Here is a 20180-nt window from a genome sequence, read left to right on the forward strand (position 1 = left end):
GCTGTCATCATTGACGCTTAGTAAGATCCTAAGGCCTGCCCGAAACTTAGCGAATACTGGCAGGAAGAAGACTTATACTTTAGAGGTAAATAATCGAGAAGGTCGCCAGACCGTCCAGATTAGTATCATCGGTAATTGCGAGGGTAGTGGTATCCTGTGCAGACGCCGTGATACGCAGTGGGAATACCGCTTTCTTAAAGGCTGTTGGTACTTTAGTTGTCGAATTACCTGGAGTGTAAATGATGTTACCGTTGGTATGGACAAACGAGTTAGAGCCAGCTACGGACCAAGATGGCGTTGAACCAGCAGCGGAATATAATGCCGGAGTCACAACGTCATCTACGGTAGGGTTGGACTGTAACATAATTGTATAAGCACCTAATTTAACATTCCCCGCTGTTTTTCCTAACCCAAAATCAGAATCTGCTGCCCCCGCCTTACTACCAACAAGTTGAACAACGGCGCTATCATTGTGTGCATCCGTTGCTGTAAACGCCAGCGCCGTAGCAGCATCACAGGTCAACGTCAGGTTAACGTCGCGGTATCCCAACTGGTTGACAGCGGTCGCGCTCATTGAGCTCAAGGCGTTTTTACCAAAATCAACTTTACCCCCGTTTGGAAGTGATGGTGTGCAGGCTGAGTCCGTCAGGACTCCGGCCACCTGCAAATCCACAGTGTTGGCAGCGAATGCATTGATAGCGCATGCACTTAACAGCGTAGCAAGTAATACTTTTTTCATTTATTTATTCCCTTAGTCCAGAAATAACGGCTACTAAATTTATATAACCGAAAGTTTCATATATTTAAAATTTAAATAGGATAAGAATTTACACCTGAACCCTATAACACCAAGCAATATAAAGTTATATCACTTGGGGCGGCATAAGATATCAACACCCTCTCCGCCCCTTCAACTTACTTTTCGTCCAATTGTGGACGTTCCTTAATACATATTAATTCCCTCAGCAAGAGAGATAACTTCAATATCTGAACAATAAACATCATTTAAACCCTGCCTTGGCGATTCCGCTGCTGAAATCCCCGTAGATAGGCTGTCATTTGGGGCCGCGGTGTCCCTATGCTCAGCGTAAATGTATCAAGACGCCACGCCTGACCGGGGCCAAAATCATCTTTACGCCTGTCATTTCCCGCTGAACATGGAGAGAGTGTGAAATGATCGAAACCTTACCGGAAGTTTGCAACCTGAGTAAGATCTTTCGCTACCGCACGGGGATGTTTCATCGTCAAACTGTCGATGCGGTGAAGCCGCTGAGCTTTACGCTGCGTCCTAACACCGACCAGGAGTCGGCGTCTGGGTCTGGGTCTGGGTCTGGGTCTGGGTCTGGGTCTGGGTCTGGGTCTGGCACAAATATTGATTTTGCGGCCAAAAATGATCATTGCTGAAGCACCTCTCAATAAGGATTAAATAGCCTTTACACGCTATTTAATCCTTAACTCTTTCATCTCCATCCCTGCTCCATATTTTATGCAATATCAATCAACAGTTCTTCTCCAGAATATCCGGACATTACGGAGGAGAAGAAATGAACACCGCGACCTATGTTCTAAAATACACAGAGTATCTCATCAGAAAATGCCGTTCTTTTTTAATGACGGACCTGCACTTTCATACTATCAGGCTAAAGAAAATATCCGGGCAAAGCCCCGACATTAAATCCCCCACTACGCTGAGTGAAAAAATATGCCATCGTCTGGTCTATGACCATAATAACTTCTACACCATGCTTGCCGATAAACTCGCCGTTCGGGCATACGTTTCCTCCAGAACAACGCGCGTGAAAACGGTGCCATTAATTGGCGTTTATACCCGGGCGTCGCAGATTGATTTTTCAGTACTCCCTGACCAATTCGTCCTTAAGTGCAACCATGACAGCGGCAGCACTATAATATGTACAAACAAAGCGCAATTTAACGTTAGGGAAGCGTGTAAAAAACTGAGTCTCGCGTTAAAGAAAAATCTGTACTACACCACGCGCGAATGGCAGTACAAAAATATTACGCCCAGTATACTCTGCGAGCCGTTTGTCGATCTCTTCGATAATGCTGACAGAAACACAACGCCGGAAATGCTGAGGATCCATTGCTTTCATGGCGTTGCGCACTATGTTGAAGCGGATTTTACGGATGATAACGGCCAGGGTTTTATCAACGTTTACGACAGGCACTGGAACTTACAACCCTTCCAGATGGAATATCCAAATACACCGTTAGCGCCGGGCGAACCAGCCTTGTTCCGAGAGGCGTTGCTGGCATCCCAGGAACTGGCGGATGGCATTGACTACTGCCGCGTTGACCTTATGCTAAAAAAAGATGAAATCTATTTCAGTGAAATAACCTTAAGCCCGAGACGCGGTAAACTGTCGATTACCCCGCAGGAATGGGATGCTAAGCTAGGAAAAATATGGCATTTATCGCCGGCAGGCACATTTGACCTGCCGCTCACGCTCACGAGTCGGGCCAGGTGAGCTTAAATATCGAGTGGTTTTGCTTCGATAAGGTATAGGTAACATCGCCACCATGCGCCAGCATGATGGCTTTTACCACCGACAAGCCCAAACCACAGCCTTCCGGGTTCAACTCTCTGGCACCATTATCGCGCTGAAAGGGCTGAAATAAGAAATCATGAAACTCCTTGGGGATGCCCGGCCCCCCGTCCTGAATAAGGATGTAATTGCCTTTATCAGAAACGCCATTTTTCACGATGAGTGTGCGCGAGGTTGAATAGTGTAAGGCATTATCAAATAAAACGGTCAGACACTGATTGATGCGTAATGGGTCGAATACGCATTGCTGATCCCTCAGTTCTGTTTTGATGGTAAATGCCTTACGGTTGAACTCGGGCATGAAGGTATCGAGCGCATTCTGTATTGCCCCTTTAAGATCCGTTCTGGACTGGCATAACGAGTATCCCGACCCGCCATCCGAACTGATAACCCGGAGATCTTCAATCAGACGGGTTAACCCTTCCGTCTGTTTGAGAAGATTATTAAACAGAACCGGGTCCGGGGTAAAAACACCGTCAACCAGCCCCTGAAGCCGTCCACGTAAGATCGTGACCGGGGTTCTCAGCTCGTGCGCAATCGCAGCATTCCAGGATTTCCTCTGTATATCCAGCGTCTGTAATTTTTCCGCCATTTCATTGAAATCCGTCACCAGGTGATTGATCTCACCCAGCCGGGAGCTGGCGCAGAATGCCCGTGCGTCAAGATCGCCCTGTGAAATCTTTTTCAGGCTGGATGCTACCGCGTTTAGCGGGGTGAGTATTCGCGATGAAAGTTTGACCGTGAAAAAGAGTGCGATAATCAAACTGATCGTCGTCGCGGTCCCAATCCACACCCAGTCCCACATCGTCATCTGCTCGTCATCGCCCGCAGCAGGACCGCCCGGGAGGTGATCCAGAATAAAGGAGTAAAAAAACCAGGAACCCAGTATGGCGATGGCAATTATCGTAAACGTCAGCAACAGCATATACGTTAAGATCTGACGACTCAGGACAGACTCTTTGTTCATTTCTTTTCCCCAAGCCGGTAACCCAAGCCTCTTATGCTCTCGGGAACGCCATAAAGGCCAGCAAGTTCCAGTTTTTTACGCAACTTGCTCATATGGCTGTCGACCGTTCTGTCGAGCGTATCACCTTCTGGCAGGCACGCGTTGAGTAACTCTTCGCGGGAACAGACCTTTCGCGGATATCGTACCAGCCAGGTGAGCAATTTAAATTCGGTCGTCGTTAATACCGGGGAGATAACCTCTTCGCCCACAGTGACTTCCACGTAGAAGTCATCCGGATAGACCGTAATAAAGGGCGTTCTGAGCGGCAGGGAACCCGCCTGCTGAAGCGCGGGTTTTGTCCTGCGCAGTACCGCCTCAACCCGTGCGACAACTTCAGAGGGGTTGAAGGGTTTGATCACGTAATCATCCGCGCCCAGTCTCAGCCCCATGAGCTTATCGACATCCTGATCGAGAGCGGAAACCATAATGACGGGCACAGAACTTTCCTGACGAAGCGTGGTAAGTACGCTCCAGCCGTCACATACGGGCAGATGAATGTCCAGCAAGATGAGATCCGGTTTATGCAGGCGATTGAGGGTTATCGCCTGCTCGCCCTGCCTGGCTCTGAGCGTTTTCATTCCCGAACGCTCTAAGTAACTCATCAGTATCTCGGCAATTTCGTCTTCATCTTCAACAACAAGGATCAGCGTATTTTTGTGCATGTTATCTCCGCGGGTGAAATCCCTTTAAGCACGCTATCAGATATCTTTAGCACAATAAGACACAGCCTCCGCGAAAAAGTGCCATGGTCACGAGAATTTCCCGGTTGATTTAAATGCCCGGTTATTTCTCCACACAACCTACACATTCAGTCAATAAAGACTCGACAATGTCCGTTCAAAATCGCTATTGAGCATAAGCCTTTGTGCATTGAGCGTTGCAAATTACCACTGTTTCTTAAAGACTTTATGAAGTTGGCTGAAATAATGAACATGGAACTTTCAAAATATTTCTCCCCTAAAAAACTGGGCATATATTCCCTGTTTCTGCTGCTGTCGTGGGGATTACTTTATACCTGGCTGGTGCTGGTACACAGAATGGATGAGAAAGTCGCCTCGACACTACCCTCGTCACCCATCATCTATGGCTGTATCGCATTGTCGGTTGTCTCTCTGATAATCCAAAATAAAGCCGGTGCGTTGACTGAGCTGCTTGTCATCGCCTTCTGGCTAATAGTAATTTTTCTTTATCTCATTATTACGTTCACCGTGTTGTTAAACACAATGCCCGACATCGAGGATCTGGTCTTTTACTACGAGTGTTATTTAATCATTTTTTTTGGTGGAGCCCCGCTGTACCTCATTATGAGAATGATTTGAGCCACCGCTCCACACATCCTCCACAAACCGCACATTTCCGCTAAACAGGCGCGCGGTAGGCTCTCCATCACACTATTTTGCACAAAAATAATTCACTAAAAAAAGTCTGACGCGATTTGCCCATAATGATGAACCGTAATAATAATCTTAGTCCTTCTGAGCCTGCCGGAGTGATGCACTCGCTTAAAAAACTTGCGATCCGGCACCGGAAAAAACTGGTTGTCACCTTCTTCCTGGTGGTGGCTGAAAACGTAACGTTTCTACTTTACCCCGTTCTGGCAGGCATCGCGATAAATGCCATCCTCGCAGGGAAGACGCTTAACGCCGCACTATATGGCCTGATGGTGCTTTGTATGTGGTTCATCGGCGCGGCCAGACGAAGCGTCGATACCCGCACGTTTGCACGCATTTATGCCGGACTCGCGGTATCCGTCGTTCTGGCACAGCGCAAGTATCAGCTAAACCATTCGGCAATCGCCGCCAGGGTAACGCTCTCGCGCGAGTACGTGGATTTCTTTGAAATGCACCTTCCCCTTCTGATTACATCGCTGAGTTCACTGTTTGGCGCCGCAATCATGTTGCTGTTTATTGAATTTTGGGCCGGCGTCATGTGCTTTGCGATTGTATTTGTCCTGCTCGGATTTGTCTCCGGATATGCCCGTAAAAATGAATGGCTATTCATGCGCCTGAATAATCGTCTGGAAAAAGAAGTGGATTATGTTCATAAGGCGGGAACGGCCACTCTTCACCGACATTACTCCACGCTTGCGCGTTTACGTATCGCGTTATCTGACCGCGAGGCGTGGGGCTATTTGTGGGTCGGCGTACTTGTTGCCGCGCTTTTTACGCTGACCATCGTCTGGATGACGCGCTCAACCGGCATCACCGCCGGACATATTTATTCCGTGATGACCTACATGTGGATGTTCGCGACGAGCCTCGATGACGCGCCGCAGCTTCTTGAGAAATTTTCGCAGCTCAGGGATATCGGTAAACGCGTATCCACTGATGAAGAAATTCACGTAACTGGACGTTAATTTAATGCCTTATTTTTTTATTGAACGCCCCGTTTTCGCCTGGGTAGTGGCGCTTTTTATCGTGCTGGCAGGACTCCTGTCTATTCCCCGTTTGCCGGTTGCGCAATATCCGGCGGTGGCACCGCCGGGGATCATTATTTCCGTCAGTTACCCGGGGGCGAGCCCCGATATCATGAATACGTCGGTGGTATCGTTAATCGAGCGCGAAATCTCTGGGGTCGATAATTTGCTCTATTTCGAATCATCCAGCGACACAACCGGTTCGGCATCGATTACCGTCACGTTTAAACCGGGTACGGACATCAAGCTGGCGCAGATGGACCTGCAGAATCAGATTAAGATTGTCGAGCCTCGTCTCCCTCAGGCGGTAAGACAAAACGGCATTAACGTCGAGGCCGCTAATTCGGGGTTTCTGATGATGGTGGGGCTTAAGTCCACGACAGGTCAATTTGAGGAAGCCGACTTAAGCGACTATTTTGCCCGAAACGTCAGTGACGAGCTTCGTCGCGTGCCCGGCGTAGGGAAAGTTCAGCTGTTTGGCGGCGAAAAAGCGCTACGGATCTGGTTGGATCCGATGAAGCTCCACACCTACGGCCTTTCGGTGAGCGATGTGCTTACCGCTGTTGGCCAGCAGAATGCCCTCGTTTCGCCCGGTAAAACGGGAGATGAGCCAGCATCAAAAGGACAAGGGGTAACGTATCCCATCACGGTGAAGGGACAACTCTCCTCGGTAGAGGCGTTCAGGAATATTACTCTGAGGTCTGACGCATCCGGCGCCCGTCTGAAATTGTCCGACATTGCACGCATTGAATCTGGCCTGCAAAGCTACGCTTTCGGTATCCGCGAAAATGGGGTTCCTGCAACGGCGGCGGCTATCCAGCTCTCGCCTGGCGCCAACGCAATGAGCACGGCTTCAGGCGTACGCGCGCGCATCGACGAACTTTCCCAGGTGTTACCCGAAGGAATGGCATTTACGGTTCCCTTCGATACCGCCCCGTTTGTGAAACTTTCTATCATGAAGGTTGTTCAGACATTTGTGGAAGCGATGGTTCTCGTCTTCCTGGTTATGCTGCTGTTTCTGCACAAGATACGCTGCACGCTTATCCCGGCGATTGTTGCCCCCGTTGCACTTCTTGGCACCTTCACGGTAATGCTACTGAGCGGATACTCCATCAATATTCTGACGATGTTCGGCATGGTGCTGGCGATAGGGATTATTGTCGATGATGCCATTGTGGTTGTAGAAAACGTTGAACGACTGATGGAGGAAAAAAGCCTTTCCCCGCGTGACGCTACGCGGCAAGCCATGCAGGAAATCACACCGGCGATTATCGGGATCACGCTGGTGCTCACTGCCGTGTTTATCCCCATGGGGTTTGCTGAAGGATCCGTCGGGATTATCTACCAACAATTTTGTATTTCCATGGCTGTCTCTATACTGCTGTCCGCGTTTCTTGCCCTGACGCTGACGCCTGCCCTGTGCGCAACGTTACTCAAGCCGCATAAGGCAGGAAAGAGCGGAGGCGGACGGTTCGCGGTCAGGTTTAACGCGCGCTTCCGCTCGCTTACCGCCTGTTACGAAGCCGGGCTGGGTGCCGTTCTGAAGCGAACCGGGCGTATGCTGCTCCTGTACGTTGCGCTATGTGCTGCACTTTTTTTGGGGATGTCTTCCTTACCGTCGTCCTTTCTGCCTGACGAAGATCAGGGCTACTTTATGTCTTCAATCCAGCTGCCTTCTGATGCAACCATGCAGCGAACCCTGAACGTGGTTAAAAAATTTGAAGAGGAAATTGCGGCCCGGCCGGATATTGAAAGCAACATTATGATCCTGGGGTTTGGATTTTCAGGTTCAGGGTCGAATTCGGCTATGGCCTTCACCACGCTGAAGGACTGGAAATATCGGCAGGGTTCGACGGCCCAGGGTGAAGCCGACCATATACAGGCCAGCATGGCGAACGTCTCTGATGCCGTCACGATGAGCCTGCTCCCGCCGGCCATTTCGGATATGGGCACCTCGTCGGGCTTTACCTGGTACGTGCAGGACAGAGCGGGACTCGGCTACGAGGCTTTAAAGCGAGCTGCCGACGCGCTGGTCCTGCAGGCAAATCAGCGTCCTGAACTGAGTGACGTGTATATAGACGGTCTTCCGGAAGGAACAAGCCTTGCGCTACAGGTGGACAGAGAAAAAGCAGAAGCGATGGGCGTTTCATTTGATGAAATCAACCAGACGCTCTCCGTCACCCTGGGCTCAAATTACGTCAATGACTATACGAACAACGGCCGCGTTCAACAGGTGATTATTCAGGCCGATGCGCCCTACCGAATGCAGCCTGAGCAGATACTGAAATTATCAGTAAAAAACCGGATGGGTCAGATGGTGCCGGTATCTACATTTGCCACGCTTTCCTGGAACGTTGCGCCGCAGCAGTTGACGCGTTATCAGGGATATTCTGCTATTCGCATTACCGGCAATGCGGCGTCGGGAGAGTCCAGCGGCACCGCAATGAAGGTCATGGAGGGTTTATCCAGGAGCCTGCCTCAGGGTATGGCTGGCGAGTGGGCCGGGAGTTCGCTACAGGAGATAAAATCGGAATCTCAGCTTCCGGGCCTTATCGTCCTGTCGATACTGGTCGTATTTATGGTGCTCGCCGCGCTGTATGAGAGCTGGTCTATCCCATTCGCGGTCATGCTGGTCGTTCCACTGGGTCTTATCGGCGCGGTAGTAGCAGTGTCTGTCTCCGGCATGACGAATGACGTTTTCTTCAAGGTGGGCCTGATTACGCTCATCGGCCTGTCGGCCAAGAACGCCATTCTGATTGTTGAATTTGCCAGGCAGCTCCACCGTCAGGGGCAGCCCCTGCTGGCGGCAACCGTTCATGCCGCCTGCCAGCGCCTGCGCCCCATTCTGATGACATCGTTAGCCTTCACTCTAGGGGTTGTTCCGTTGATGCTGGCCAGCGATGCGAGCGAAAGTACGCAGCATGCCATCGGTACCGGAGTATTTGGCGGCATGATTAGCGGCACGCTTCTCGCGATCTTCTTCGTACCGGTTTTCTTTATCGTCATCGCGCGGTTCATCGACAACATCAGAAAAGCGTGAATCCCTTTGAGGGATCACGCTCCTTCTCTGCAAACTATTGAAAAGTTATTACCATCACTGCGCTTGCTGAAAAGGCGCCTGTGGGAATATCGCTAACTTTTACCGTTGGATTGCGCACTAGCTCAAACTTCAGTGACTCTGACTGCGAACCCGTGCTATAAGTGCGTGTGTATGTGTCCGTTGTAGTAACCAACTGATCATTGAATGACATTGCCACCGCTAATCCGTTAGCTGATGTCGTAACAAGTTCATTACCGGATATGTTAATCCCTGTATACTGAAAATTTATTGAGTAAGTAGCAGTACCATCCCCCGTACAAGTAACGTCAAGCTGTTGCTCTAAAGCAGGTGTTGAACCTGGCGCAGCACCGATTTCACTCCGAACAACATCCCCTAAAGAAATATTTAGTGCATTTCCATTATTAAATGAACATTCAAGCTTGCTGGGTTCGGGTGGTAAAGAACCACCGCTTATCACAGTGCAAGATGTAGGCGTCGCGTTAAACTTGTAGAAGTGATTCGTTGTCATGTCTCTTAGCGCGTAACATATATAAGCCCAAGGAACAACGTACTCCATGTAGCTAATGCCGGTCCAGTCAAGCGGTAAATCACTCAACTGCTGATCAGCCTCTATATAAAGTGGGTTGCTCGTAAACGATGCCGCATTATCATAAGTGGCATCGCCCGGAGCATTAGTAAAAAAAGTAACGAGTGAATACTGGCCATTTGCAGGAACTGAATTGCCCGGACCAATATCAAAAGAACACATAGGTGCTACCGTCAAATTATTTCTAAGCTGACTCGATACATCCGTATCTGCTGATGTGGCACAAACATCGTGAGTACTTTTAAAGCCATATCCGCCTGTCCACGTTGCAAGACTAGATTGGGACCATACCCCCATGAACAAAACAATAATAATTAACACTGTTTTAGCGTAGCCGGACAATTGTTTGCGACACATACCAATCCTATTCAAAAAAACTCAGCCATTAACGTTGCTGTTCCTGTAAAAGCCTCAGCATGCAATTCAGAAGCAGGATTTTTCTCAAGCTCGATCTCGAGATTTGGAAGATCGTTAATATCCTTAACATCAAATGGAATATTTAAATTCTGGGGCTTGCCATTATTCATAAACTTAAGCCACAACCCCGTTGCACTTGATCCCATTGCGGCCGGATCACCCGTGACTGGGGTTGCCTTGATTGTCATTTGTATTGTATTACTGCTTGTTGACCCTGGACAGGCCAGCGTATAATCTAACGGCTGAGTTATGTGTTCCGTTGCCACCTTGTCAATGTTCACATTACCAAAACTAACATTAATTACTGCCCCGTTATTTATAGTACATGGCTTTCGGTTAATAAGTCTGCCCGTAAAAGAAATGGACATGGAATCTCCAGTTTGTAATGCAAGTGCCATATTCATTTGCGTCGAGAACAACACAGAAGCAAGTGATAATAAAAGCAACTTAATACGCATCATAAGAACTCCATTACAAGTGTTGCACTGGCCGTAATAGGCGCACCACTAATTAGGTTGCTTCCGTCACCTACTTGTACCAACTCGACTTGTAGTCCTGGTTGAGAAAGCATGTCCACTGCGAATGCAGCATCAATATCCTTCTCCACGCCATTCACCAGAAACCTTATCCCTAATTGCTGCCCAGGGTTCATAGCATTAATGCTTACGGGTAACAGTTTCTGTCCCTGATATTCCACAGTCCCTCCTGCCACCGATTTCAGGGTCATTTGAGCCTTTCCTGAGGTGTCACCAGAACAGGTCATCATGGATGACAACGTTTTTCGGTAGGTCCCATCAAGTTTGGAACTACCGTTAACGGTAGTAATTTCTATATCACCAAAATCCACCGTCAGCGTCTTACCGTTGTTAAAAGTACAGGAGCCATTCGCTACTACCGTACCAGTGATGTTGATGTTTAGTCTTACAGGGTCATCCGCCCCGGCACAAAAGCTAAATGCGAACAAAACGGAACTCACCATGATGTGTAGCCAAACTTTCATTGTAATGCCTCTCATGGATACGCTATTTCGAATGTGGCTGTTGCCGTAAATGCCCCGGCAGTGATGCTGTGCGCGGCAATAGCGGCCGGCTCGGCCTGGACATATCCCTTCAGCGCGATGACATTGTTACCGCTCGTCAAACTGAATACGGGGCTTGGCTTATTCAGCGCCAGCTGCTGTGGGTCTGCGCTATTGGTTTCGATACCGATGGCGATACCCTGCGTATCACCCGCATCAGGCGTTAATAAACCCGGCAAGGCCACGCTCTCGCTCCCCTTAAAGGTGACAGTGGCACTGCTGCCCAATGTCGTATCACAGTTAACCAGCGTAATACTGAACGGTTCACCCGGCGTGCGGTTGCTGTTATAGAAAAAGGTGCTTACCAGGTTACCAAAATCAAGTTGAATATCTGATGATGCTTCAGATAGCGTGCAGGGCTGTGAAACCAGAGCACCGCTGATTTTGACGTTATTATCCCCGGCAAAGGCATGAGGTATGAAAATAAGAAAACCCAACAGCCATAAAAAACGCGTCATCAATCGTACTCCAGAGAAAAATTCACCACAGCCTTATAGGGGCCCAAAACCAACTGTTCAGAGGTTCTCTCAGGCGTGACGTAAAACACGAGGTCGCTACTACCAGGCGTGAGAAACTGTGGCTTACTGCGTTCCCCTAAATGAATGTCATTCTGCCTGGCATCCGTGATACGTAGACCAATGCCTCGAGCCCCGGTTACCTGCACCAGTTCAGGGTTATAGCTATCAGCAGGAGCCAAAAACGTTACGGTGGCGATGGGTTGGATGGCATCCCACGAACGACTGCCGGTGCGTCTGTCCGTAATTGAGCCCTGCATTCTTACGCAATATTTGAGGTGGAGGACTACAGGTACAGGTGCTCCACGGTTACCGACTTTTTTCAGCAGCGATGCAGAAAGAGTACTGAGTGAAATTTCCTGTGATGCTGATTGCATTTCGAGTATGCATGCCCCCTCAACCATCATTCCTGCAACAATAAAAGGAACATCGCCGCTCACGCTCTTTTCATCAGCCAGCGTTGTGGAGCTAACGATCAACAGCAGAAATAACAACATGCATACTTTTTTCATCTGCTTAGCCCGCGTGCGCAGATGTAAGATTGCAACTACTGCCACTGCAGCTGAAGACCAGCTTCGGGCGTCCGCCGTAATCATTGATATAGGTAATAACCGGGTTGTTTCCCAGATTGTGAGTATCACCTTCTAAGCGGGCGCTACTTTTTGGGGCGACCAGCAACGGCTTCACGCTTTTAAGCGGCTCACCTTTCAGCGATGGAGCAACTTCAACCACAGAGATGTAATACGGAGTAGGATTATTCACCGTGTAACCTTCTCCCTGGCGCGTCAGCGTCATTTGCTCCTGCCAGGGTTTGCTGTTCTGCTCCACCGCCAGCGATGCCGGACGATAGAACAGCTTAATGCGGGTTTGTAGCGCTATCTGCAAGGTATTCGGTTTGTCCGTCCTCGGCGGGATTTCACGCAGGTTAAAGAAGAAGAGCGTTTCTTTATCCTGCGCTAACAGATTCATTGCAGGCGTAATCTGAATTTTGATCTGGCTTTTGCTGCCAGGTTCAATACGCTGTACCGGCGGGAGGGCAACCAGCGGATCGCTTACCTTATTACCCTGAGCATCCTCCACCCACGCTTGTGCCAGATAAGGCAGCTCGCGGTTTTGATTATTCACCACCAGGCTCAACGATTTATCACCAGCATTAACGATCGCGCGGGTACGATCCAGCGCAAGTGCAGCATTCGCCTGTTGCGCGATCAGTGTGGTGAATGCCAATGCGAGCAAACAACGATTACGTTTTAAAGTATTGCGAATCATGACTCTTTTCTCTTAAACAAACAGGGTTTAATTGATGCTGTCTGCCGTAGTGCATGGCAACAGCAATTTTTGACTCTCCAGGTCCGGGGGCAACACTGCCGGGAGGTTAATGTGACACTTTTCTGAACCGTCCCAACTCACGCTCATCACCTCTCCAGGCTTTATTCCCGTTAGCCAAACGAAACCGTCTTCGCTGACCAGCCCGGTCTGTTCCTTATCCTTATTAGTCACCGTCGCGCCAAATGGCGGCACGCTATTATTCGTCAGGCGCAATATCGCCATCGCTTTTTTACCGGCAATAATGCCAAACTTGCGATAGCCGATTGCACCTTCCGTCAAGGTGCCCTGCACCACTGAACGGTTGGCGTCCACATCATCACCAAGTTCATCCATATCGATATTCATGCTGTTTCGATAATAGCTGCTCACATCTCCAACCACGGCTTTACCAAAAACATTCGTATGGGTATTGTTTCCGCCTGTTTTAACGGGTACGCCACTTACACCATCGGTGTCCACCATCATGCGCGTGCCACCTGGCACCGACATACGATGGAGCGCCGCACCCTGCGCTGTTGCCGTCATGCCACCGCGTACTGACAGTCCCATCGAACTGTATTTATTACCCTGCTGCGTTGCGGTGGCCGTTACTTCAGAACTATCACCGTCATGCGTAAGATACCCGCTCCCCCCTATAACGCCGTTTTGATCGGAGTTGAGGCTAATCTGATACGAGTTATCCTTATTGATGCGATCGCTGTATGAGATGGAATGACTGGCTCCATCCTCGCTGATTTGATTGCCGTAGTTGAAATAACCTGATTCTCCCCATGGAACGGATAAACTCATGTAGGCACCACGATCGTCAGTCTCGTTATTTGTAGTGCGGAACGCAGATATACTCAGGCTAAGATTCTTAAAACTTCTGAAATCAAAATAGTGCGAAAGCGACACGTTATAGGTTGTGTTCGCTGGACGATCCCAATAGGTTTGACGGCTGTAGTCTAAATAAATACTCATGTTCAACGGCTTTATTTGTTGGTTGAACGTCACCGTATACATTTCTTTGCCGCTGCCATCGTTGTCGTTATCGTGGTAACGCGCATCCAGGTAGTCAGTCATACTCATAAAACCGCGCTCAGAGAAGCGATACCCGGCAAAAGTCACCTGGCTATCAGTGCTGTCAAACCGCTTTGAGTAGCTTAATTTGTACGAGCCACCCTGCCGTGAATCCTGCTGCGGCAGGCGAGCTCGTGATTCAGTTGCATCCAGAGATATTGCCCCGAGAACCAATAAATCTCGCCCGATCCCTATAGACATTGCGTTGTAGTCACCGGCAACCAGCGCACCGCCATACAGTGACCATCCGTTGTTCACCCCCCAGGAGAATTCGCCGGTACCGAAGAAAGGGCCATCGCTGTGATGATAAAAATCTGAAGGTTTCCCTGCCGCTAATTTATATCGAACCAGCCCTGGACGAGTCAGATAAGGAATCGTCGACGTATTCATCTGATAGGTCTGTACAGAGCCATCCTGTTCAGTAATTTTGACGTCAAGCGTGCCAGAGACCGCATTATTCAAATCCTGGATACGAAAAGGACCGGCTGCCACCGTTGTTTCATTGAGCACACGCCCTTGTTGGCTGATCGTCACTTTGGCGTTTGTTTTCGCGAGGCCCGTGACCTCCGGCGCGTAGCCTCGCAGGTTCGGCGGCAACATATTGTCGCTGGACACCAGGCTCACGCCGGTAAAACGGAAGCTGTCAAACATATCTGAGGTGAGGTAATCTTCACCCAACGTCATTTTTGCCCGCATAGAGGGCACTGCCCGGTATAAGTAATAGCGGTTCCAATCAAAATTTTGAGTATTTCGTGCCATGCCCCCTGAATGCTTATCCATTTGACCTTGCCAGTCTGCGCGAAAACGCCATGCGCCAACGTTGATCCCGGTAGTTCCATTACCGCTGAGAGTTTTGCTTTCTTCAGTCATACCACTATCGTGCTGACGTATAGCCTGGCCGTTCAAATTATAGTCAAATAGGATGCCTGCAACCCCTTCATCCCAGCGTGAAGGTGGATCCCAGTTCTCGGCCACGTAATCAAGGTAGGCCTGTGGAAGATTAATAAAAAGCGTATTGCTGGACATGTCAGTCCGCATTACCATGCCCTGAAGTGAAGTCGGGTCGAGACATTCACCGTTATGCCACCAGGATAAGTTTTTACTCGCTGCCGTGGTTAGCCCAAACTGATTAACAATGTCATCAGTCAGGCACGCTTCGCTTCCATTTTTATCATTATCGGGCACCAAAAAAGTGATTTGTTGTTCTGGCAATGAGCTTTTATTAATCTGAATTGATAATGCGTATGTGCCGGGCATAACGTAACCCGCTCGGGAAAACTGGCTTAAATCGATATGGCCACGATCCTGCACATCCAGTACGTCAGTATTGAACTGAATGGTCTTTTCTTCAGCATATGCGTATCTGGTAAATACTGCAATTAATACACTGGCAATAATTGACCGACGAGATATTTGTATTTTATACACTAACATCACCTTTAATCAGTCAGAAATAATCCAGCCTCATGCGCACAACGGCAGCATAGAAACCAGGATGTAGTATTCCCCCATTACCAGTTAATGTAAGGGTGTAGTCCAGGGTATTTATTTCAGCCATCGACTGATTAATATAAGATGGCTCACCAGGTTTTATATGTACTCCATTTGCATCTGTAATACGTATACCTACGCCCTGCGTATTTCCCAGTACATGGAATGTTTCATGATCCTCTTTGGAACCGTAAAATGTTATGTAAAACCGGCGAGCATCTAATTGAGTAGAACATCCCACCAGATGAATTCTGAGCAATGTGCTTCCGGCTTCACCATTCTGCATTAATTGGCCTACAGAAACGGTTTTCATTACAATCACCTGATCCTTCGAAGCCATCTCAATTGAGCAAGAGCTCTCATAAATGCTGCCCGCCACGCTGACGCGGCCGAGATCAGAAGCGTGACATACGAAAGAAAACAAAAAACACACACTAACAGCAAAGCACTGGCGAAGAACTACGGCTGTCAACATAGACCCTCACAATTGCTGAACGGATGTCTACCCTTTCGGGTAGACAGTATTTACTTACTCGTAGGTCATCATGAAGTTAGCGATAGCGCCAAAATTCCCTGGGACGACTGCGCCTGAAGCAGTTGACCCCTGCACGTAGGCCAAAAACTGCAGGTCATTATCCCCATCATTCATTGCTGAGAGAGCCGTTTTGGTACTTGGCTTAATCACTTTGCCGCCCATATCGGAAATTACTACACCTACACCAGCTCCCTGACCGGTTACAGCAAAGGCGCCGTCCAGGCCAGCAGCTTTATCCCCAGCCAGGCCGTTGAAAGTGATGGATGCTTTATTCGCCGTTGCGGAATCACAGTCATGGAGTTGAATATCGAAGCTTACTGGCGTAGATTTACCACCACCAGCGAGCTGGGTTTTTGAAATTGCACCTAACTGAACTGTCTGATCGAGGCTTTTTGCATCGATTGAGCACGGTGCATCAATAACAGAACCAAGGAATGTAATTTTACCGTGTCCCTGATCGGTTGCCGCATGAGCACCTGCGGTTATCAAGGAAGAAAGTGCCATTACCAGCAATTTATTTTTCGTATTCATTGATTAAATCCTTTTCTTTAAATTTAAATTTTATTACAATGACGAGTAATAAGTTGAGCCAGTTCGCGCTTAACAAATTACCTACATCATTACAAATATTAATTTATAAAAAAGAGTGAGCTGACTAAAGAAAATAAATCGTGCACTTTTGGAACCATTGTTGTGATAATGTTAAGAATTAAATATCAAACGATCATTCTTGACGTCCGTCTTTATTCAGCGATAATCCCCTCCCTAAAAAGAACCATATGCGGCCCCCTATCCTCTGTGTTCTCATGAGTGCCCGGGCCATTTCTGCTATCATTAGTACTGATTCTTACTGCAATCATTAGTTCTGCTTCGATACTGAAGGGTGACTCGATGTCAACAAAACCAAAATCAATAAAAGAACATGCAAAAACCACCACAGCAGAAGGGAGCGTATCGCAGGCGATTTCGCCTGATTTTCTCCCCACACAAAGTTATATGGCGATAGATGCCATCACATTTCCAGGCGGGGCATTGCGAAAAATTCATGATGCATTACTCCCCTTTTCAACCCCTTATGAGTCAACATCCAACCGATCCAGCATTAAGTCGCAAAATTCCACGAACATACTTTGGCTCGTGAGCAATGGTTCTGTATCCATTCACAGATCCTATGATGACCTCAAAGTATCAGTAACGTCAGGCCCCATTGTTGCAGGCCTTGGAGATTTATTTGAACCACTTGGTCGTTATTATTTTCGGGCCTCACGTAATTCGAAGGTTTCATACGTGCCAGGTGAATATGCCAAATCAATTATAACTGAGAAACAACTCTGGCAAGATGTCGCAGAAGTTCTCGCCTTTACAGTTCATATGATGATCTACCGGGACGAACATTTGGTGAGTAAAACTTCTTACTCAATAATTCGTGCTAAGCTTATTGAGTATATGAAAAAACGAGAGGTAAGTGATTTAAGTCGAACCGGTATTGTGGCCTATATTCAGGAAACGACGCACCTGTCGCGCAGTTTGATATATAACATCATTTCGCAACTGGCTGAGGGTGGATACATCAAGACCAGAAACGGTAAACTCGTCGAAATCACAAAGCAACTCCCCAAAAGTTTCTAACAAAAGAAGGGCCACAATGGCCCTTCATGATTCAATTTACTTTATGAGCACTCTCGATTGACTGGTAGTAATCGTACCATTGCTGCTGCAACCATGTTGTTGTTGCTTGTTGAGGATACACTTTATTTATCTGCACCATATTTTTAAACACTCTTAAATCATTCCTGTGCATAAGATACTTTTTACCCCAATCAACGTAACTTATTAATAGTTCAGGTTGATGCGTCTGATAGTATTTGAGTAGCATGGATGTATGCGAGTCATATTGCCAGCGGTCCCATTGAGCCCATGGATTGAATACCATGGATGCTGCTGTAAAATCCTGCATTTTATTACGCTCAAATTCCGTAAGCGCCATGCCCGTACGAAACCCAGTTAGCATAAAGAGGACACCCATAACGCCAACTGATAGCAATGCTATTCCATATCGATTACTATTTTTCTTCCGTTTGCTACATTTTTCTGATGTTACCAGACGGCAAATCAGCAATAAAAGCATCCAGTGCGGTGTAGAAAGCAGTAATGGATACTCGACCATCATATGAAACGTTATCGGTAAAGCTAACCCCCACAGCGCAATTCGTGATGGCGAGTACCTGCGTAAAAGATAGAAATAGCCCACAATAATAAAAACCATCCCTGTAATAGCCAGCACCCCGCCCTCTGCCCATTCAAATAAAAATTCATTGTGGGCATTATCGACTCCGTCAAAAAGATAATCAAAATGGTGGAGTGCGAACCTTGAAAGATTAAACTCATAACCTCCATACCCCCAACCACTCAAAGGATGCCGCTGAATCATCGATAAGGTTATAGTAATTATTCTCCACCGTTCAGCGTTCGACCCCATTTTGTCCACCGAGCCAACAAACCGTAAAAAGTGCTCAGCGAAACCTAAATTTTTTAATATATGAATGGTGAATAACGTTCCTATCACTAACATGATATAGACAATAAAGATACCTTTTACTTTCGGGCGATGACGGGCTAGCAAAATCAAGGCTAAATAAAGAATGATGCCATACATTCCAGCTCTGGATTGTAAGATTTCTAAAATTGCCGTAAAAACAACCGTTGCGAAAAGAAGTAAAAAGCAAGACCGCTTTGTTTTTGCCTGAAACAATAGCCACAAGGTACACGCATAACCCGTGGCAACAAAACTCGCCAACACATTAACTTGTTGAAAGATACCGTAAGGCCGTGTACCCGGTATGAACTCCATGAAATTATCTGGTGATGCGACCAGTAACTGCCAAAAACCAAGAAACGCCTGAATCAGTGCACTTATGACAAATACGATAATCAATCGGATTTTCATCGAGAATTGGATTGGAATTTGCAGTAGCGCCAGGTAAAAAAGCACACCCCCCCAGAGACCAGCAAATCTCGGCAACGCGAATATCATCACATCTTTATCACTCCACAATAATGGAAGCGACATTAAACACGCACCGATAATGAAAAAGGCTAAAGCCTCATTTACCTTTATTTTTTTACGCAGCAATATGCAATAACCAGATACCAGAGTTATAAATAACATCACTCCCCAGCAAATTATATTATGCGGCAATCTGAGGCCATCTCCTCCCATGTTAGGAACATAAACTAACAGCGCTGCAAGGAAATATACAGCCAGAATAAAAAATAGAAAAAATGATGGGTTAATATATTGACGGTAAAAGGGCTTCATTTAGCATAGCCAAATTTTTATTAAACTGTTTTTATATTTTACACTTGCACCCAGCACTCTTACATCTACTATATCGTCCAAAAATGGAAAATATACCTATGGATATTGTTTTGTAAAATAAAAAATGCCAGATGCAGAGTGCTCCGCGAATTTTGATCTGCCCCGTTCGCAAGTAACCCCTTTTATCGCCATTTTGAGCCGGCGGTTCCCGACCAGTGCTCAATGACCTCGATTAGCTTGCGAACTGCATTTTTATAGGTTTAACGACCAGGATTATTACTAAACTCTCGGTCCAGGAAAAGCAGAAACTCCTTTCCCGAGCGCAGGTTAAGTTTTGCAGCTGCACTCGCCGTTTGATGATACACCGTTTTTTCACTTAAACCGATTCTACGCGCTATGTTTTTAATCGAGTTTCTCGAGCTGTAGTATTGAGCAAACAAGCGCTCGCCATCAGTCAGTGCAACCAGTCTTCTACACTCGTGAATACGTTCCAGCACGGTTTTCAGGCTATACCCAGTATACATTTGATTTTTCAGCACCGTGAGAGGTGAATCAAGTGAAATGACATTTAAGGGAAATAGTATCTTTGAACCAATATCATCACCTCCCAGCAGAATAACTCGGCGAAAAGATACTAAATCCCTGGTATATATTTCGTATAAAATATCTATAAGTGCACTGAAAGATTCAGTATCAATCACGCAGGTATTTTCTTTTAAATCAAGCTCATCGTAAATAGAGTGGAGCGCAAGCCGCAGGAAATTATTTTTCGTAAGTACAACCAATGACATAAAGCCTCTCAAC

Annotated in this window: 19 protein-coding genes and 2 pseudogenes; 7 read left to right on the forward strand and 14 right to left on the reverse strand. The window is 47.4% G+C overall.

Going from position 1 to position 20180, the window contains the following annotated elements; genetic code table 11:
* Nucleotides 1–79: 79 nt before the first annotated feature.
* Nucleotides 80–739, reverse strand: a complete 660-nt coding sequence (locus ELK40_RS12780) for a DUF1120 domain-containing protein (protein WP_127731255.1) — start codon at nucleotides 737–739, stop codon at nucleotides 80–82.
* Between the two features lie 281 nt (nucleotides 740–1020).
* Between ELK40_RS12780 and ELK40_RS12785 the strand changes: the two are divergent.
* From ELK40_RS12785 to ELK40_RS12795, 3 genes and pseudogenes are all read left to right on the forward strand, one after another.
* Nucleotides 1021–1172, forward strand: a pseudogene (locus tag ELK40_RS12785) (peptide ABC transporter ATP-binding protein); the annotation flags it as partial.
* Between the two features lies 1 nt (nucleotide 1173).
* Nucleotides 1174–1287, forward strand: a pseudogene (locus tag ELK40_RS12790) (peptide ABC transporter ATP-binding protein); the annotation flags it as partial.
* 257 nt (nucleotides 1288–1544) lie between these two features.
* Nucleotides 1545–2486: an ATP-grasp fold amidoligase family protein gene (locus ELK40_RS12795; RefSeq protein ID WP_127731257.1), complete on the forward strand. Its 942-nt coding sequence runs from the start codon at nucleotides 1545–1547 to the stop codon at nucleotides 2484–2486.
* Here the strand turns inward: ELK40_RS12795 and ELK40_RS12800 are convergent.
* Together ELK40_RS12800 and ELK40_RS12805 are read right to left on the reverse strand one after the other, a co-directional pair.
* Nucleotides 2467–3531 carry an ATP-binding protein gene (locus ELK40_RS12800; protein WP_127731259.1) on the reverse strand — a complete coding sequence of 355 codons (1065 nt, stop codon included), beginning with the start codon at nucleotides 3529–3531 and terminating at the stop codon, nucleotides 2467–2469. The two genes, ELK40_RS12795 and ELK40_RS12800, sit on opposite strands and share 20 nt — an antisense overlap.
* Nucleotides 3528–4232, reverse strand: a complete 705-nt coding sequence (locus ELK40_RS12805) for a response regulator (protein WP_111965101.1) — start codon at nucleotides 4230–4232, stop codon at nucleotides 3528–3530. The genes ELK40_RS12800 and ELK40_RS12805 overlap by 4 nt, the downstream gene beginning before the upstream one ends.
* Before the next feature lie 270 nt (nucleotides 4233–4502).
* Here ELK40_RS12805 and ELK40_RS12810 point away from each other — a divergent pair, with 270 nt between their 5' ends.
* The 3 genes from ELK40_RS12810 to ELK40_RS12820 all read left to right on the forward strand — a co-directional run bounded on the left by ELK40_RS12810 (nucleotide 4503) and on the right by ELK40_RS12820 (nucleotide 9026).
* On the forward strand, nucleotides 4503–4889 hold the full coding sequence (locus tag ELK40_RS12810; RefSeq protein ID WP_164850628.1) for a transporter: 387 nt from the start codon (nucleotides 4503–4505) through the stop codon (nucleotides 4887–4889).
* A 125-nt stretch (nucleotides 4890–5014) separates the two neighbouring features.
* Nucleotides 5015–5926 carry an ABC transporter six-transmembrane domain-containing protein gene (locus ELK40_RS12815; protein WP_164850629.1) on the forward strand — a complete coding sequence of 304 codons (912 nt, stop codon included), beginning with the start codon at nucleotides 5015–5017 and terminating at the stop codon, nucleotides 5924–5926.
* A 4-nt stretch (nucleotides 5927–5930) separates the two neighbouring features.
* On the forward strand, nucleotides 5931–9026 hold the full coding sequence (locus ELK40_RS12820) for a multidrug efflux RND transporter permease subunit (protein WP_127731263.1): 3096 nt from the start codon (nucleotides 5931–5933) through the stop codon (nucleotides 9024–9026).
* Nucleotides 9027–9060: 34 nt separating this feature from the next.
* Here the strand turns inward: ELK40_RS12820 and ELK40_RS12825 are convergent, their stop codons facing one another.
* Genes ELK40_RS12825 through ELK40_RS12865 form a run of 9 tightly spaced genes read right to left on the reverse strand, consistent with a single transcriptional unit; the run spans nucleotide 9061 to nucleotide 16588 of the window.
* Complete coding sequence (locus ELK40_RS12825; RefSeq protein ID WP_127731265.1) at nucleotides 9061–9990, reverse strand: fimbrial protein; 930 nt, start codon at nucleotides 9988–9990, stop codon at nucleotides 9061–9063.
* A gap of 11 nt (nucleotides 9991–10001) precedes the next feature.
* Nucleotides 10002–10511 (reverse strand): fimbrial protein, encoded by a 510-nt coding sequence (locus ELK40_RS12830; RefSeq protein WP_127731267.1) that lies wholly within the window; start codon nucleotides 10509–10511, stop codon nucleotides 10002–10004.
* Nucleotides 10508–11050 (reverse strand): fimbrial protein, encoded by a 543-nt coding sequence (locus ELK40_RS12835; RefSeq protein ID WP_164850630.1) that lies wholly within the window; start codon nucleotides 11048–11050, stop codon nucleotides 10508–10510. Before ELK40_RS12835 ends, ELK40_RS12830 begins: the two co-directional genes overlap by 4 nt.
* Nucleotides 11051–11061: 11 nt before the next feature.
* Nucleotides 11062–11586 (reverse strand): fimbrial protein, encoded by a 525-nt coding sequence (locus tag ELK40_RS12840; protein WP_127732793.1) that lies wholly within the window; start codon nucleotides 11584–11586, stop codon nucleotides 11062–11064.
* A complete protein-coding gene (locus ELK40_RS12845; protein ID WP_127731271.1) occupies nucleotides 11586–12155 on the reverse strand; it encodes a fimbrial protein in 570 nt (189 codons plus the stop codon). The genes ELK40_RS12840 and ELK40_RS12845 overlap by 1 nt, the downstream gene beginning before the upstream one ends.
* 4 nt (nucleotides 12156–12159) lie before the next feature.
* Entirely contained in the window at nucleotides 12160–12912 is a 753-nt protein-coding gene (locus tag ELK40_RS12850) for a fimbria/pilus periplasmic chaperone (RefSeq protein ID WP_127731273.1), read from the reverse strand.
* Nucleotides 12913–12939: 27 nt separating this feature from the next.
* Complete coding sequence (locus ELK40_RS12855; RefSeq protein ID WP_244599414.1) at nucleotides 12940–15429, reverse strand: outer membrane usher protein; 2490 nt, start codon at nucleotides 15427–15429, stop codon at nucleotides 12940–12942.
* A 49-nt stretch (nucleotides 15430–15478) separates the two neighbouring features.
* Complete coding sequence (locus tag ELK40_RS12860; protein ID WP_127731277.1) at nucleotides 15479–15997, reverse strand: fimbrial protein; 519 nt, start codon at nucleotides 15995–15997, stop codon at nucleotides 15479–15481.
* A gap of 54 nt (nucleotides 15998–16051) precedes the next feature.
* Complete coding sequence (locus ELK40_RS12865; protein WP_127731279.1) at nucleotides 16052–16588, reverse strand: fimbrial protein; 537 nt, start codon at nucleotides 16586–16588, stop codon at nucleotides 16052–16054.
* A 360-nt stretch (nucleotides 16589–16948) separates the two neighbouring features.
* On the opposite strand from ELK40_RS12865, the gene ELK40_RS12870 reads away from it, so the two are divergent.
* Nucleotides 16949–17686: a helix-turn-helix domain-containing protein gene (locus ELK40_RS12870; RefSeq protein ID WP_127731281.1), complete on the forward strand. Its 738-nt coding sequence runs from the start codon at nucleotides 16949–16951 to the stop codon at nucleotides 17684–17686.
* 31 nt (nucleotides 17687–17717) lie between these two features.
* Here the strand turns inward: ELK40_RS12870 and ELK40_RS12875 are convergent, their stop codons facing one another.
* Nucleotides 17718–19376, reverse strand: a complete 1659-nt coding sequence (locus ELK40_RS12875; RefSeq protein WP_127731283.1) for a Wzy polymerase domain-containing protein — start codon at nucleotides 19374–19376, stop codon at nucleotides 17718–17720.
* 260 nt (nucleotides 19377–19636) lie between these two features.
* Nucleotides 19637–20167 (reverse strand): hypothetical protein, encoded by a 531-nt coding sequence (locus ELK40_RS12880; RefSeq protein WP_127731285.1) that lies wholly within the window; start codon nucleotides 20165–20167, stop codon nucleotides 19637–19639.
* Nucleotides 20168–20180: the final 13 nt, after the last annotated feature.

Origin of the sequence: Enterobacter sp. N18-03635, assembly GCF_004006055.1 — a bacterium.
Classification (GTDB): Bacteria; Pseudomonadota; Gammaproteobacteria; order Enterobacterales; family Enterobacteriaceae; genus Enterobacter; species Enterobacter vonholyi.